At 59.9% G+C, this 16665-nt stretch carries 13 protein-coding genes; 11 read left to right on the top strand and 2 right to left on the bottom strand.

Features of this window, described 5'->3' with window-relative positions; all coding sequences use genetic code 11:
- Positions 1-94: 94 nt before the first annotated feature.
- From PWM43_RS05280 to recO, 10 genes are all read left to right on the top strand, one after another.
- Complete coding sequence (locus PWM43_RS05280; RefSeq protein WP_289841517.1) at positions 95-835, top strand: DnaA/Hda family protein; 741 nt, start codon at positions 95-97, stop codon at positions 833-835.
- A 139-nt stretch (positions 836-974) separates the two neighbouring features.
- A complete protein-coding gene (locus tag PWM43_RS05285; RefSeq protein ID WP_289841742.1) occupies positions 975-3185 on the top strand; it encodes an RNA degradosome polyphosphate kinase in 2211 nt (736 codons plus the stop codon).
- 7 nt (positions 3186-3192) lie between these two features.
- Positions 3193-4722, top strand: a complete 1530-nt coding sequence (locus PWM43_RS05290) for a Ppx/GppA family phosphatase (protein WP_289841518.1) — start codon at positions 3193-3195, stop codon at positions 4720-4722.
- Between the two features lie 6 nt (positions 4723-4728).
- On the top strand, positions 4729-5475 hold the full coding sequence (locus PWM43_RS05295; RefSeq protein WP_289841519.1) for a CDP-diacylglycerol diphosphatase: 747 nt from the start codon (positions 4729-4731) through the stop codon (positions 5473-5475).
- Between the two features lie 420 nt (positions 5476-5895).
- Positions 5896-7047, top strand: a complete 1152-nt coding sequence (locus PWM43_RS05300) for an MFS transporter (protein ID WP_289841743.1) — start codon at positions 5896-5898, stop codon at positions 7045-7047.
- A gap of 57 nt (positions 7048-7104) precedes the next feature.
- A complete protein-coding gene (dnaE, locus tag PWM43_RS05305) occupies positions 7105-10524 on the top strand; it encodes a DNA polymerase III subunit alpha (protein ID WP_289841520.1) in 3420 nt (1139 codons plus the stop codon).
- A gap of 62 nt (positions 10525-10586) precedes the next feature.
- Entirely contained in the window at positions 10587-10847 is a 261-nt protein-coding gene (locus PWM43_RS05310) for a hypothetical protein (protein WP_289841521.1), read from the top strand.
- A 186-nt stretch (positions 10848-11033) separates the two neighbouring features.
- Positions 11034-11816: a 30S ribosomal protein S2 gene (rpsB, locus tag PWM43_RS05315; protein WP_289841522.1), complete on the top strand. Its 783-nt coding sequence runs from the start codon at positions 11034-11036 to the stop codon at positions 11814-11816.
- Positions 11817-11934: 118 nt separating this feature from the next.
- Entirely contained in the window at positions 11935-12840 is a 906-nt protein-coding gene (tsf, locus tag PWM43_RS05320; protein WP_289841523.1) for a translation elongation factor Ts, read from the top strand.
- 30 nt (positions 12841-12870) lie between these two features.
- Positions 12871-13629 (top strand): DNA repair protein RecO, encoded by a 759-nt coding sequence (recO, locus tag PWM43_RS05325; protein ID WP_289841524.1) that lies wholly within the window; start codon positions 12871-12873, stop codon positions 13627-13629.
- Here the strand turns inward: recO and PWM43_RS05330 are convergent.
- Entirely contained in the window at positions 13608-14021 is a 414-nt protein-coding gene (locus PWM43_RS05330; RefSeq protein ID WP_289841525.1) for a hypothetical protein, read from the bottom strand. The genes recO and PWM43_RS05330 overlap by 22 nt on opposite strands.
- 69 nt (positions 14022-14090) lie before the next feature.
- Between PWM43_RS05330 and parC the strand changes: the two genes are divergently transcribed.
- On the top strand, positions 14091-16325 hold the full coding sequence (gene parC / locus PWM43_RS05335) for a DNA topoisomerase IV subunit A (RefSeq protein WP_289841526.1): 2235 nt from the start codon (positions 14091-14093) through the stop codon (positions 16323-16325).
- 10 nt (positions 16326-16335) lie between these two features.
- Here parC and PWM43_RS05340 read toward each other — a convergent pair whose 3' ends face one another.
- Positions 16336-16584 (bottom strand): hypothetical protein, encoded by a 249-nt coding sequence (locus tag PWM43_RS05340; RefSeq protein ID WP_289841527.1) that lies wholly within the window; start codon positions 16582-16584, stop codon positions 16336-16338.
- Between the last annotated feature and the right edge of the window lie 81 nt (positions 16585-16665).

Consider the following 16665-nt stretch of genomic DNA (forward strand, 5'->3'; position numbering starts at 1 on the left):
CGTCCTTCTATAAGGACACAAGGCGCAAGGCAAAGCACTCGCGTGTGTATCGTATCGCGCACGAACATATATTTTCAGGAAAGGCAGCGCTGGCATGGCACGAGATCAGCGTTCGGAACCGGAAGGCAGGGAGCAGTTCGCCTTCGCGCTGCGACCGCCCGCCGACATGACCGAGGCGCGTTTCGTGCGGGCGAGAAGCAATGCGGACGCCCGGGCATGGCTTGCGCAGGAGGAATGGCCCGATCGCCGTTTGTGGCTCTGGGGTCCCGAAGGCTGCGGCAAGACCCATCTTCTGCATGTCTGGGCGTCGCGTCGCGGCGCGCGCGTCATGGATGCGCGGCTTCTGGATTCTGTGACGATGGAGCCGAAAGCGGTCCCGGGGGCTCTCGCGCTGGACAATGTCGGCGCCGTCGGAGATGAGCGGGCGCTACTGCACCTTCTGAACATGGCCCGCGACAGCCGGGCGCATGTCCTTATGGCGGGCGTCGCGCCGCCTTCGCGTCTGGACGTGGCGCTTCCCGATCTTGCGAGCCGTCTGCGCGCGACGGTCGCGGTCGCGGTCGGGAAACCGGAAGATACGCTGCGTGCCACCGTTCTGCTGCGGCTGCTCGCGGAACGGCAACTGGTCGTCGGTCAGCATGTGACGGACTGGCTGTGCCGCCGTCTGCCACGCACGGGGAGCGCGCTTCTGGAGGCCGTCGAGCAGCTCGATGCCGCAGCCCTGGCCCAGAGACGACCCGTCACCCGGACGATGGCCCGGCATGTCCTGGCAGATCTGCTGAAACCGGAAGAAACACAGACGGCGCCCGATGAAAGTCGGCGTGACGCGCGTTGACTTAATTTCGACGTTTGACAGGCATTGCGGTCATCATGATGCTTCACTGATTATTGCAGAGGACTCTGACGTGGACACCGAGCATCCCCAAGATAACCAAAATTCCGTCACGATTAAGGGAGCTTCGGCGATACGCCGGATACGTGCGCCCCGTCGGCGCACCATCCGTCGCCCCAAAGCGGAAACGGATGTCACATCGACGTCGCCCAAGCGGTTCATCAATCGCGAGCTTTCCTGGCTGGACTTCAACCAGCGCGTGATCGAGGAGGCGGAGAACCGTCGGAACCCGTTGCTGGAGCGCGTGCGCTTTCTGTCGATCAGCGCGAGCAACCTCGACGAGTTCTATTCGGTTCGCGTGGCCGGTCTGGTCGGGCAGGTGCGTGAAGGGTTGGTGACGACATCGGCGGACGGGCTGACGCCTGCTCAGCAGCTGACGCGGGTTCGTGAGGGGTTGTCGTGGCTCCTGCGTGAGCAGCAGCGTATCTGGCACGCGCTGCGCTCGGAGCTCGATGAGGGTGGAATCGAACTGATCGCGCCCGAGACGCTGAGTGACGCCGAGCGGGCCGAAGTCGATTCGATTTTTGATGAACGTATTTTCCCCGTTCTCACGCCGCTGGCGGTGGACCCTTCGCATCCGACACCGTTCATTCCGAATCTCGGCATGGCGCTGCTCCTGCGTCTGACCAAGGCGGTCAATCCGGCTTTCAGTATGCGGGCGCTCATTCTTCTGCCCGCGCAGCTCAGCCGCTTCATTCGTTTGTCGACGCCGAAAGCGGAGGCGGAAAAGCAGCCGACCGCGCGCTTCATCCTGCTCGAAGATATTATCCGCCTGTCCATCGGGCGGCTTTTTCCCGGCATGACGATTGCCGAGGGCGGCGTGGTTCGCGTCATCCGCGATTCGGATGTCGAATTCGAGGACGAGGCCGAAGATCTCGTCCGGTCGTACGAAACGGCGCTCAAGCAACGTCGTCGCGGCGTCGGCATCCATCTGGCGCTGGACGCCCATCTTCCGATGGCGCTCGGACGTGAGTTCGCCGAGGAGCTCGACGTTTCGGAGGAAGATATTTTCGTCCAGACCGATATGGTCGGGGTCGTCGATCTCAAGCAGCTCATCGTGTCGGATCGACCGGATCTGGTTTTCCCGCCTTACACCCCGAGATTTCCCCAGCGCATTCTGGATTACGACGGCGACTGTTTCGCCGCGATCCGCGCCAAGGATATCGTCGTTCACCACCCGTTCGAGAGCTTCGACGTGGTGGTGCAGTTCATCAAGCAGGCGGCGCGCGATCCGAACGTCGTCGCTATCAAGCAGACGCTTTACCGAACGTCGCGTGACAGCCCGATCGTCCGCGCCCTGATCGAAGCGGCCGAGTCAGGGAAATCCGTGACGGCGATGGTGGAACTCCGTGCCCGTTTCGACGAGGAAGCGAATATTCGCCTTTCGCGTGCACTCGAGGCCGCGGGCGTTCAGGTCGTATTCGGATTCGTAAACCTCAAGACGCATGCGAAGCTCAGCCTCGTCGTGCGTCGCGAAGGCTCCAACATGCGGTCCTACGCGCATTTCGGGACCGGAAACTACCATCCGGTCACGGCGCGTATTTATACCGACCTGTCCTTCTTCACCTGCGATCCCCGCCTGACGGGCGATTCCGCGCGCCTGTTCAACTACATGACGGGCTATGCGGCGCCGACCAAAATGGAGAGCATCGCGTTCGCTCCGATCACGTTGCGCAAGACCCTGATCGGTCTCATCGCGGACGAGCAGGCGCATGCCGAGGCCGGGCGACCGGGGCGGATTTGGCTGAAGATGAACAGTCTTGTCGATCCTGAACTGATTGATGCGCTCTATACGGCGTCACAGGCGGGCGTGAAGATTGCCTGCATCATCCGCGGCATATGCTGTCTGCGACCGGGTGTACCGGGGCTTTCGGAGAACATCGAGGTGCGTTCCATCGTCGGGCGCTTCCTAGAGCATGCGCGGATTTTCGCCTTCGGAAACGGGCACCGCCTGCCATCTCATCAGGCGAAACTCTATATTTCCTCGGCGGACTGGATGGGGCGCAACATGGACTGGCGCGTCGAGAGCATGGTGCCGATCTATAATCCAACGGTGCATGCGCAGATTCTCGGTCAGGTCATGACGATGGATCTCAAAGACAGTCTGCAATCCTGGCTGCTCCATTCCGATGGAACGTGGAAGCGTGTGGCTCCTGGCGCGACGCCATTTTCCGCGCATGACTATTTCATGCATAACCCTTCGCTTTCCGGCCGTGGTTCTGCGGCAAGGGAGAAGAACGCGACTCCGGCTCTGACGCATCGTGTGCGACAGGACCGGATTCTGGAGGACTGATCGCCGAATGACATCATCCGTCAGTGCAGGGGCGATTCCGGACGATTCGGTCGTGCATGTGCCTCCAACCGAGCATCAACGTGCTGCGATTGTTGATCTGGGTTCCAACTCTGTGCGGCTTGTGGTCTTCGAGGGCGTTACCCGCAATCCCATTCCGATCTTCAACGAAAAGGCCACGCTGCGTCTCGGGCGCGGCCTGCAGGCCACCGGCCGCCTGAATGAAGACGGTGTCGCGGCCGCCATGGACGTCATGAGCCGCTTCTATGCGATCGCGCGCTCGATGAAGGCTGATCCTTTCGAGGTGCTGGCGACGGCGGCGGTCCGGGATGCGACGAACGGTCCGGAATTCGTGCGTGCCGTGCAGGAGCGATTGCCGGACGTGCCGATCCGGGTCATTTCCGGTGAGGCCGAGGCGGATTATTCCGCCACGGGCGTTCTGTGCGGCATCCCGGAGGCTGACGGGCTCGTCGCCGATATCGGCGGCGGTTCGCTCGAACTGATCCGGGTTGCCGGAGGCAGGCACCATGAGGCCTGCACCCTGCCGCTCGGCGTGATCCGGCTGAGTGATCGGGCGGATGGCGACGTCGGACGGGCGCGCCTGATGGCGTCGGATGACATATCCGCGGTCGAGTGGCTCGATCTGGTACGGGGAAAGCCGCTCTATCTCGTGGGGGGAGCTTTTCGCGCGCTGGCCCGCATCCAGATTGCACGCACCCAGTATCCGCTGAATATCGTGCATCTGTTTTCGCTCGGGTCGGACGAAGCGTCCGAGATGGCGAACTGGCTGCTCAGAACCCCGCGTCGTGCAATGGAGAAACTGCCAGGCATCTCGCGCAAGAGAATTGAGGACGTGCCTTTTGCCGCGGAAGTTCTGGGCGCGCTGATGGCGCGCATGGAGCCTTCGCGGATCATCTTCAGTGTGGATGGCCTTCGCGAAGGCTGGTACATGCGCAAAATCGCCGCGTCCGTCGCGGAACAGGATCCATGCCTTGCCCTGGCCGCCGAAACGGCCGGGAGACTGAGCCGGAGTTCGCGTCTTCCACTGGAGCTTGTGGAGTGGACAGCGCCACTTTTCCATGACGAAACCGTCTCGCAGCAGCGCCTGCGCGAAGTCGCCTGCATCATGTCCGATATCGGTTCCTACGATCACCCGGAATACCGCGCGGCCCAGACCTATCTGCGTGTCTTGCGGATGCATGGTGTCGGTCTCGATCATCCGGCACGCGCATTCGTCGCCATGACGCTGGCGATGCGTTATGAAGCGGTCGCCGATGATCCGCTGCTGGAGCCGTCTAGGCGTCTTCTCGATGCGGCTGAGATGCAACGCGCCATTCGTCTCGGCTTGGCCCTGCGACTGGCCTATACGCTTTGTGGGGGCACGGCGGCTTTGCTGGCCGATACGTCATTGATGACTGAGAACGGGACGCTTGTGTTGAACCTGCCACGGGATGGCGCGCGTGTTCTTGGCGGTTCGACGCGGCGTCTGGAGCGTCTGGGGGCGGCGTTCTCTCTCTCGACCGTCATCAGGGAGCGTTGAACGGGCATGCGCCGTCGTCATCTGCATCTGGCTGGCGCGGCCTTTATCGGCACGGCGGTCGTGGTCTTCGCTGTCCTCGCGGGGGGATGGAAAACGAAGGGTCATGACGCGGATGCGTTATGGAAGCTGGTTCACAACCACTGCGCCGTCGATGGCAAACCCTGCACCATCTACGATGCGAGCGCCGGTTACGCGCTGCTGCATGATCGTGTGGGACGCGGGCAGTATCTTGTCATTCCGACGGAGAAAATTCCAGGCATAGAGAGCCCGGCGCTGCTCGCGGATGATAGCCCCAACTACTTCGCGCGGGCCTGGGCACATCGTGAATATGTGTCACGGGCCTACGGCCAGCCGATCCCGGATGACGATCTGTCACTGGAAATCAATTCGGTGCGTGGCCGGACGCAAAATCAGTTGCATATCCATATCGATTGCCTGCAACCCGAAGTGAAGCAGGTGCTGGACCGGCTCGATCACGGCATTGACGGTACATGGCGTAATCTGGGAGAGCCGCTGTTCGGACACCAGTATCGCGCCATCCGCCTGCCGGATCTGAAGACGTCGCCCTTCAAGGTGCTGGCGCGAGACCTTCAGTCTCCAGGCGATGAGATGGGACGTCACACCTTGCTGCTCGTCAGTTCGCCAAACGGGTTCCTGCTGCTTGACGACTATACGCATGGTCTGGATGTCGGCTCGGCGGAAGAACTGCAGGATCACACCTGCGCCGGATTCGTGCGCCCCGACATGAGATAGAGCAGTCCCGCGACAGGCAAGACTCAGGAACCATGAAACACGGCCGACGCGGCACGTAATAATCCGCGAGCGTGATGTTCGCCACGACGTCCACCGACAGCGTCGCCAGAACGATGACGGCACGCCCGAACACCGTCGTTGCGGGATGGTGCAAGGAGAATGGAGAATGGAGGCTCATCCGGATCGTCGCCATGTCGATCCATGATCATGCGCGACGTCCCGCCGGAATGGGCGCGAACTTGTCATCGTAAAGTGACGGATCGGGCGCGGAACCCATGCCGTGAGATTGGCACGTCAATTTATGATACGAAAACGTAACGAAATGAGCTCTGGCCCGCCTCTTTATTCGAAATGACTGGAACCATATACTGGATTGGGTTCCTCAGGATTTTGACAGGACACAGAGCATTGGCGGGTAAGTTGAACTGGGCGCTTCTTTCTCTCTCCATCGGCGCATTCGCGATTGGCGTGACCGAGTTCGCCCCGATGGGCCTGTTACCGGCGATCGCTCATGGGCTTGGCATCAGCGTGCCGAAGGCGGGTGGGCTGATCAGCGCCTATGCTTTCGGGGTTATGGGCGGCGCGCCGATCGTGACCCTGATGTTGGCCCGCTATCCGCGCAAATACGCACTCGTCAGCCTCATGGCTGTCTATATCGTCGGCAATGTGGCGTCCGTCGCCAGTTCGACCTACGGGTTGCTCATGGCGGCACGCGTGCTGACCAGCATGGCGCATGGCGCGTTTTTCGGTCTCGGAGCCGTCGAGGCGGCAAGCCTTGTTCCACGTGAGCGCCGTGCCCGCGCGGTTGCCGCCATGTTCATGGGGTTGACGGTTGCCAATATCTTCGGTGTTCCCGCGGCAACCTGGCTTGGCGACGTATTCGGATGGCGTCTCGCCTTTCTCGTGACCGCGGGTCTCGGGATCGTGGCTTTGGCTTCTCTCGCCATGGCTCTGCCCTTGGCGGAAGCCGGCCCACGGCCGGATGTTGGTCAGGAATTGCGAGTGCTTCTGCGTCATGACGTACTGATGGCTTTGGGCTTGACCGTCATCGGGGCCGGGGCGATGTTCGAGCTTTACACCTATATCGCGCCGATGCTTGAGAACATCACGCATGCGAGTCCGGTCCTGGTGACCGTGGCTCTCATGTTGATTGGTGTCGGTTTCAGCGTTGGCAATATCGCTGGCGGCCGTGCCGCTGACCGTTCGGTGGATGGCACGCTGCTGGTCTGCTTTCCCTTGCTGGGTTTGATCATGGTTGCGTTCCCGTGGGCAGCGCAGACACCGGCTGGCGCCCTGATCGGGATACTGCTCTGGGGTACGGCGAGCTTTGCGATCGTGCCCGCGCTTCAGACCCGCACCATGCAGGCCGCGCATGATGCGCCCGGCCTGGCGTCCTCGGTCAATATCGGCGCGTTTAATCTGGGCAACGCGGTGGGTGCGGCGCTGGGCGGCTTCATTCTTTCAATGGGCTACGGATATCCGGCCGTTTCCGAAGCCGGGTTCGGGCTGGCCCTGGTGGGTGTCATTCTCGTGCTTTTCTCCAGGCGTCATCGTCTCGCCAAAGCAGCCTGACACAAAGGCTGACCATGAATGGCTGCATCATGTGCGTCGAGATGATAAGCTGTCCCGATGTCATTTGCCGATTTCGTCCATCTCCGTAATCACTCCGCGTATTCCCTGAGTCAGGGCGCGATCGGCGTGTCCGATCTCATCGCCCTGGCCGCTGATCAGACGATGCCAGCCGTGGCTTTGACCGATACCGGCAATCTGTTCGGCGCTCTCGAGTTTTCGCAGTATTGTGGCGCGAAGGGTGTGCAGCCGATCATCGGTTGCCAGATCGGGCTGGCGGCGCGCAACGACAAGCCGGGAGCGCCGTCCGAGCCGATTGTTCTGCTCGCCCAGAACGAAGAGGGGCTCACCAATCTCCAGTTTCTTTCCTCCGAAGGGTTCCTGAGCGGCGACGCGGCGGACCCGACGGTATCCCTGGATTGCATCGCGGCGCATTCAGGCGGCCTGTTTTTGCTGACAGGGGGAACGCGGGGGCCTTTGTTCCGCATGTTGGCCGAAGGACTGGAAGACGAAGCGCGGGACTGGCTGCTGCGCGTCCAGGCTGCCTTCGGAGATCGCGTGGCTGTGGAACTGCACCGTCACGGCCTGGCGGTCGAAAAAGCGGTCGAGCCTGGGCTGATCGCGCTGGCGGACCAGCTTGGCGTGCCTCTGGTCGCGACCAATGAGTGTTTTTTTCCGAAGCGGGATATGCATGAAGCGCATGATGCGCTGCTCTGCATCGCGCAGGGGCGCACGATGGCGGAGGAGGAGCGCTGGCGTGTGACGGCGGAACATTGGTTCAAGCCGCCCGCGATGATGCGTGAAATCTTCGCCGACTTGCCTGAAGCCTGTGACAATACTCTTGTCATTGCGCGTCGTTGCGCGGTGAAGGTGCAGACGCGTGCCCCTCTTTTGCCGATCTGCCCCAAGGTCCATGAGGGGGCTACCGAGGCGGAAACCCTGCGGGCGATGTCGCACGAAGGGTTGGAGCGTCGTCTGAACAAGATGGGCGCCGACGATGCCACGCGCGCGCGCTACGCCGAACGGTTGGAGATGGAGCTTGGTATCATCGCGGGAATGGGATTTCCGGGATATTTTCTGATCGTTGCCGACTTCATTCAATGGGCGAAAGAGCACGATATTCCGGTCGGTCCGGGGCGTGGGTCCGGTGCCGGCTCGCTCGTCGCCTGGGCGCTGACCGTGACTGATCTCGATCCTCTGCCCTTCAATCTTCTGTTCGAACGTTTTCTCAATCCAGAGCGCGTTTCGATGCCGGATTTCGATATCGATTTCTGTCAGGACCGGCGCGATGAGGTGATCCGCTATGTTCGCCATGAATATGGTAGCGATCGGGTAGCACAGATCATCACCTTCGGAAAATTGCAGGCGCGTGCCGCGGTGCGTGACGTGGGTCGTGTTCTGGGGTTGCCGTTCGGTCTTGTGAACCGGGTGGCGGAACTGATCCCGAACAATCCGGCCAAGCCTGTAACACTGGCGCAGGCGATCGCCGGAGAGGCGCGTCTGCAGGAAATGCGGGACGGCGATGAAGGCGTCCGTCGACTGCTGGAAATCGCCAATCAGCTGGAAGGTCTGTATCGGCACGCTTCGACCCATGCGGCGGGTGTCGTGATCGGGGATCGCAAGCTGGTCGAGCTGGTGCCGCTCTATCGTGATCCGAAGAGCGACATGCTGGTGACGCAATACAATATGAAATTCGTCGAGCAGGCGGGGCTCGTAAAATTTGACTTCCTTGGTCTGACCACGCTGACCATCCTCAAGCGTGGCGTAGATTTTATTAAACAACAAGGGGTTGATGTCGATCTTTCATCTCTGCCCTTAGATGATAAACGCACCTATGACATGCTGGCGCGCGGGGATGCGGGCGGCGTATTCCAGTTTGAAGGCGCGGGCATGCGCGATGTGCTCAAGCAGATGCGCGTCTCCCGGCTTGAAGATCTGATCGCGGCGGTGGCGCTTTATCGTCCAGGTCCGATGGCGAATATCCCGGATTACTGTCGGCGCAAGCATGGCGAGCCGTGGGAGCCTCCTCACGAGGAGATCAGGGAGATCCTGGAAGAGACCTATGGCATCATGGTCTATCAGGAACAGGTCATGCAGATCGCCCAGAAAATGGCGGGCTACAGTCTGGGTGGGGCCGATCTGCTCCGGCGTGCCATGGGCAAGAAGATCCGCGCGGAGATGGACAAGCAGCGCGAGATTTTCGTTGAGGGTGCGACCGGGCGCGGGATCAGTTCGGAGAAAGCCATAGAGGTCTTTGATCTCATGGCAAAATTTGCCGATTATGGTTTCAACAAATCCCATGCCGCCGCTTACGCGCTCGTTTCCTATCAGACGGCATGGATGAAGGCCAACCATCCGGTGGCGTTCCTTGCAGGCTGCATGTCGCTGGCGCGTGAAAAGACGGAAAAACTGGCCGCGCTATGCCAGGAAGCGCGGCGCATGGGCATCAAGGTGCTCCCGGTCGACATCAACCGTTCCGGTGCGGATTTCACACTCGAACAGGTCGAAGGCGACGAATGGGCCGTTCGTTATGCGCTGGCGGCGGTCAAGCGCGTCGGATTTTCCGCCATGGAGGCGATTGTCGAAGCGCGTGGCGACAAGCCCTTCCGTGATCTTGCGGATTTTGCCCAGCGCTGCGATGCCCGGCAATTGAATAAGATGCAGATTGAAAATCTCGCAAAAGCAGGTGCTTTCGACCTTCTTCTCGATGAGCGTCATACGGTTTTCGGTGCCGCTGAAACCATACTGCGCCGCGCTCATTCCCAAGCTCAGGAACAGGCGTCGGGTCAGATCGGACTCTTCGGGGACACTGCGGAGACGGACACGCTGCGCCTGCCCGATACGCCCTACTGGTCAGCGTTCGACCGACTGGCGTACGAGGCCGAAGCCATCGGTTTTCATATGACGGGGCATCCTATCGACGCTTATCGTCCTTTCCTCCGGCGATCCGGCGCCCTGTCTTCCCAGCAATTGATGGGAGCGGCGGAAGCGGGGGTTTTCCGCGTAAAGATCGCGGGTTGCGTCATTGATCGCAAGGAGCGGCCGACACGGAGCGGCAGTAAAATGGCCTGGGTCAGACTTTCGGATGCCGGAGGATCGTGCGAGGTCACGCTCTTCTCCGAGGTTCTGTCGCGCAGCCGGGAGTTGCTGGTTGCCGGGCGCGCTGTTCTGGTCAACGCTGATCTCAAGCTCGAAGGCGAGGCGCTCAGGATTACGGCGCATGACGTCGTGGATCTGGAGGACGCGTCCGCGAAAGAAGAAAGCGAGATGTGTATCTGGGTGGAACATGCTCAGGCTGCTTCGAACTTGAAAACAGTGTTGGGTGACGTCCAGTCGGGGCGGGGGCGCGTCATTCTGATTCCGCGGGCCTCGGACGAGGGGCAGGTGGAAATTAAACTGAACGGGCGATATGCACTGACGCCGCGTCTGGGTGATAGCATCAAGGTTATCGGCGGCATCAGTCGCGTCGAGTTCCGTTAAGGTTCTATTAAATATTTTCTGGCTACGGTTTCGAAAATACTGCCCATGATAGGAGCATTCTGATGTCGTCGATTTCTCTTGGGGCCGTTATGAGCGTCAACACGCAGATAGCGACGTCTCCGACGAATTACGTGCAGACGGCCCAGAATGGTGTTTCCGCCCGACAGGGTAGTAATACTCCCAATCCGGACCGCACGGTTGATCCGCAGTTAAATATGGTGGTGACGCGTTATTATGCGCCTGGCGGCGTGCTTGTGGCGCAGAGCCCCTCCGAAGCGGCCATACGGCAATATCTACTTTACGGTCGTTCAGCAGATATCTGAATTAAACGCGGTTTTTTGAGGCTGGGATAGATCTGTCAGACTTGCCTTTTTGCCGAATAGCCTTCATATCGCCCACGCGTCCCGTCATTGGGGGCGCCAATCCGCACGCATGACGGCAGACTTTCTGGTGTCTCGAAAGAGGCGATGTCATGCGGAGGTCCAACCAGAGTTACAGGAATTTGCATCATGGCGATGCCTGATTACACCATGCGTCAGCTTCTCGAAGCCGGCGTCCATTTCGGCCATCACACACGTCGCTGGAATCCTGCGATGGCGCCGTATCTTTTCGGCGTTCGCAACCAGGTCCACATCATCGACCTGCAGCAGACGGTTCCTCTGCTGGATCGTGCCCTCAAGGCGGTTCGCGACACGGTGGCCGGTGGTGGGCGCGTGCTGTTCGTGGGCACGAAGCGGGCTGCCGCTGAATATGTCGCAGAATCAGCGACGCGTTGCGGCCAGTATTACGTCAATCACCGCTGGCTGGGCGGGATGCTTACCAACTGGAAGACGATCACCGGTTCGATCAAGCGTCTTCGCCAGATTGAAGAGATGCTCTCGGGCGATACGCATGGCCTGACGAAGAAAGAAATTCTCGAACTGACGCGCGACAAAGAGAAGCTTGATCGCTCTCTCGGTGGCATCAAGGAGATGGGCGGTCTTCCCGACATCCTCTTCATCATCGACACCAATAAGGAAAAGCTGGCGGTCGAAGAGGCCAACAAGCTTGGCATTCCGGTTGTGGCGGTCCTGGACAGCAACTCCGATCCGGCCGGTGTGACCTATCCGATTCCCGGCAATGATGACGCTATTCGCGCGATCACCATGTATTGTGATCTCGTGGCTTCCGCGGTTCTGGACGGTATTTCTGCCGAACTTGGTGCTTCAGGCATCGATATTGGCGCTTCGGAAGAACTGCCGGTCGAGACCGTTGCCGTGGAAGAAACGCCGGCTCAGAACGTCGAGGCGTAATCTATGTTTTCCTGCCCGTCCGCTTTCAGCTGGCCGGGCAGGAGATAATATATTGATATTCTTCAGGTATGTGGGCATTCAGGCCTGCATGCCTTTTCATCGTTGAAGGAGGCTGGAAATGGCCGAAATCACTGCCGCGCTGGTGCGCGATCTCCGCGAAAAAACTGGCGCGGGCATGATGGACTGCAAAAAAGCTCTCACCGAGGCTGGTGGTGACATCGACGCCGCAATTGACTGGCTGCGCACGAAAGGCCTTGCCCAGGCGGCCAAGAAGTCCGGCCGTGTGACGGCGGAAGGTCTCGTTGGCGTCGTGTCGGGTCCGTGCAAGGCGGCGATGGTCGAAGTCAATGCCGAGACCGATTTCGTGGCCCGCAACGAGGCCTTCCAGGCTTTCGTTGAAGCCGTCGCCCATGCGGCCCTTGAGGTCGGCGAAGATCTCGACACCCTCAAGGCAGCCAAGCTTCCCAGCGGCCGGACCGTCTCTGAAGAGCTTACGCATCTGATCGCGACGATCGGCGAAAACATGTCGATCCGCCGCGCGCGCGTGCTGAGCGTGCCATCGGGCACGGTTGCAAGCTACGTGCATTCCGCCCTGCGTCCCGGAATTGGCAAGATCGGCGTTCTCATCGCGCTTGAGGCGCCGTCTGAAAATGATGCGTTGGTTACGCTCGGTCGTCAGGCTGGCATGCATGTTGCGGCAACCCGTCCGTCGGCTCTGGACGTTGCGAGTGTTGATCCGGAAGCTCTCGAGCGTGAGCGTGCGGTGCTGATCGAACAGGCCCGCGAGTCTGGCAAGCCCGAAAATATCATCGAGAAGATGATTGAAGGCCGTATCCGCAAGTATTACGAAGAAGTCGTGCTTCTGGAGCAGGTATGGGTTCATGACGGCGAAAGTCGCGTGGCCAAGATCGTCGAGAAGGCCGGCGCAAAGCTGGTGGCTTTCGAGCGCTTCCATCTCGGCGAAGGCATCGAGAAGGAAGACAATGACTTCGCGGCGGAAGTGGCAAAGGCTGCCGGGGCCTGAAGCTCATAACCGGCTAGAGTTATCGCCGAGATGGAATGGGACGCCCCTTCGCTCGTTCTGTCCAGACGGCCTTATGGAGAAGCGGACGTTATCGTCCGCCTTTTCTATGAGGAACATGGGGTGCTTGCCGGTCTCGTTCGCGGGGGCGCTTCGAGGAAGCAGTCTTCGCTCTGGCTGCCTGGCAATCTCGTAGCGTCCAGTTGGCGTGCGCGGTTGCCAACTCAACTGGGATATGTCACCGGCGAACCCATACAGAGTATTGCAGGGAGATTGCTTGATTCTCCCCTGGCGCTGGCTTTGCTGGCATCGGAAATTTCCATCGCGGACGGCGGTCTGCCGGAACACGAAGCGCAACCGGTTGTTTTTGCGGAACTTGTACGTCTCGTGACCGCGATCGGTGTGTTTGCGGATGCACCGCCGGTGGCGCTCGCCGTCAGATGGGAGGCTTCGCTGCTCGCGGCTCTCGGATATGGATTGACACTGGATCGTTGCGCGATCACGGGTGACCGGGATGATCTCGTCTATGTTTCTCCGCGTACAGGACGCGCCGTTTCCCGCGCGGGCGCGGGTCAGTGGATCGACCGTCTTCTTCCGTTGCCGCCTTTTATGATATCGTCAGAGGATGACGGTACCCCGTCCGACTGGCTCCAGGGATTGCAACTGACGGGTCATTTTCTGGCGCGGCATCTCTTCGGTGTACGTCATTTGCCTCTTCCGGAAGAGCGCGAGCGACTTGTTCATCTTGTGCGTCGTTTAAGTGAAGAGTCTTACTGCCAGCCCGGAGGCTGATTGATGGCGCGACGCAGGCCGGAAACCGCGTCGGGGTCAGCGGTCGGGGCCCAGGCCGTCCAGTCCCATCCCGGGTGCATATTGATTTCAGCCTGCATTTCTTTTTCTTCGGTTGGTGAAATCTTATGCGTCGCGACGTAGTGATTATAGGCTTGCCTGTCTCCGAAATAGACGCAACCGCAGGCGAGAGGGTCAGCATAGAGTAGGATCGGACCCTGTGCGGACAGCCGATAGGCAAGTTTGTTGGGGGGCAGCAGATTCATCATCTGCCAACGTGCCGTCGTGTCCGCTGGATGAGCGACAAAGCCGGCGAGGGCGAGTTGCTTGTTCTCCTTGTTGATCGAAGCGTAAGGTGAACAGGCTGTCAGTGCGGCCAGAATAGAAGCCAGCATCAGTCGCGAACGCCATCTGGACATCCGGGGGGAAGGCGCTTTATTTCCCGAGGAAACATGGGGGGGCACATGAGCCGCGAATTGGCCGGTCATATCGAAGAAACCCGGCTCGCCGAGGCGTTGAGTGAGCGATATATCGCATATGCGATGTCGACAATCATGTCGCGTTCCCTTCCGGATGTGCGTGACGGCCTGAAGCCGGTTCATCGCCGCCTTCTCTATGCGATGCAGCAGCTTCGCCTTGATCCCACATCAGGGTTTAAAAAGTGTGCACGTGTCGTCGGTGACGTGATCGGTAAATTCCATCCACATGGGGACACGGCTGTTTATGACACGCTGGTGCGGCTGGCTCAGGAGTTTGCTGTTCGCTACCCGCTTGTGGAAGGTCAGGGCAATTTCGGCTCGATCGATGGCGACGGCGCGGCCGCCATGCGGTACACGGAAGCGCGCCTGACGACTGTCGCGACTGCGCTTCTCGATGGTCTTGAAGACGATGCGGTCGATTTTCAGCCGACATACGATAATCAGGATGAGGAACCCGTCGTTCTTCCGGGAGCGTTCCCCAATCTTCTGGCGAACGGCGCCGCCGGCATTGCGGTGGGTATGGCCACGAGCATCCCGCCTCATAATGCGGGGGAAATCTGCAGGGCCGCGCGTCATCTCGTCGACAATCCCCAGGCCAGCACAGCCGCGTTGCTCGATTTCATGCGGGGGCCGGACTTCCCCACCGGTGGCATCATTGTCGAGGATCGCGAGTCCATCGAGAATGCCTATGAAACAGGTCGTGGCAGTTTTCGTATCCGTGCGCGCTGGGCGGTCGAACAGGGCCGGTTCGGCACCTGGATCATCGTCGTCACCGAAATCCCCTATCAGGTTCAGAAATCGCGGCTGATCGAACAAATCGCCGAGTTGATGGAGCAGAAGAAACTTCCTCTGCTTGCGGATGTCCGGGACGAGAGCACGACGGATATCAGACTTGTTCTGGAGCCGCGGAGTAAGGGGTGTGAGCCGGAAGTTCTGATGGAACTGCTGTTTCGCTCGACAGCCCTTGAAAGCAAGTTCAGCCTCAACATGAACGTGCTGGACCGTGATCGGGTGCCTAGCGTCATGGGGCTGCGCAGTGTGTTGCAGGCCTGGCTCGATCACCGCCACGAGGTTCTGGTCAGGCGCTCCACCCATCGGCTTGCCGCCGTGGAGCGACGACTGGAAATTCTTGACGGTTTCCTCGCGGTTTTTCTGAACCTCGATGAGGTCATCCGTATTATTCGTGAGAGCGACGAGCCGAAACCAGCGCTCATGGAAGCGTTCGCTCTCACCGATATTCAGGCCGAAGCTGTGCTGAATATGCGTCTGCGCTCTTTGCGTCGCCTTGAGGAAATCGAGATCCGCAGAGAGCGTGATAAGCTGATGACGGAGAAGGATGCGCTGACAGCTCTTCTGGGCAGCGAGCGGAGACGCTGGACCCGCATTGGCAAAGAACTTGATGAAACCGAGAAAAAATTCGGTGAAGGTGCTCTGGGCAAGCGCCGGACGGATATCGCGCCGCCGCCACGCATGGTCGATATCAGTTCCGCATTTGAAACCGAGCGTGAGCCCCTGACGGTCCTGCTTTCGCGCGAAGGCTGGGTGCGAGCCATCCGAGGGCACGGTCTCGATCTCGACGCACAGAAGTTCAAGGAAGGAGATGCGCCCCAGCTAGCTGCGGAATGCCAGAGTGTGGACCGTCTGATACTTTTCACCGGGGGCGGGCGGGCATTCACGTTGAAAGCGGCCGATCTGCCTCGGGGACGAGGTTTTGGCCAACCGGTTCGCGTCCTTGCGGATTTGCCGCCCGATGACACGGTGATTGTCATGTTTCCGCTCGTGGCGGACGGAAAGCGTCTCCTTGTGACGTCGGGAGGGAAAGGCATGGTGGTGCGCGAGTCCGATCTGGTAGCGGAAAAGCGCACCGGCAAACAGGTTCTCAATGTGCGAGAGGGTGACGATGCCGCGTTTTGCATACCAGCCAATGGCACGCATATTCTGATTCTGGGCGATAATCGCCGGGCGGTAATTTTTCCTGTCGAACAGGTGCCGGAAATGACGCGTGGTATGGGTGTTACGCTTCAGAAATACGCGCAAGGCGGTGTTCGCGACGTTCGGGCCTTCAATCTCGATGAAGGCCTCGAATGGCCGGTCGGCGCGAAACTCCGCTCTCCCGCTGATCTGGCAGGCTGGCTGGGCAAACGCGCCGATGCGGGCAAGGCTGCGCCGATGTGGATGACACGCAAGCGTGTTGACAGTTCACAACCCCCTGAAAAGTGAGGCAGGTCCGTCAGGACTTTTTTGATTTCGTCTTTTTCTGCGGCGTGAACATCGCACGGCAGCGCGGCGAAAGCTGATCGATCTTTTTCTTCATACATTCCGTGATTTTCGCCTCGTTCGGAATGGCAAAGGTGCACAGGCGAATGGCATCTCCACGACAAGCAGCCGCCTGCTCGTCTTTCGTGGCGGCGGATGCACCATGAAGTGTCAGCGCGCCACCGAGCAGAAGCGCGCTGACGGTTGAACGTTTGGATATCATAGTTAAATTTTCCTTGTTTCCAGTGGTTTGTATTTATGCGGCCTGCCACGTATCGCAGCGATGATCTGGATCAATGCCTTG

This window comes from Brytella acorum (assembly GCF_029309905.1).
Lineage (GTDB): Bacteria > Pseudomonadota > Alphaproteobacteria > Acetobacterales > Acetobacteraceae > Brytella > Brytella acorum.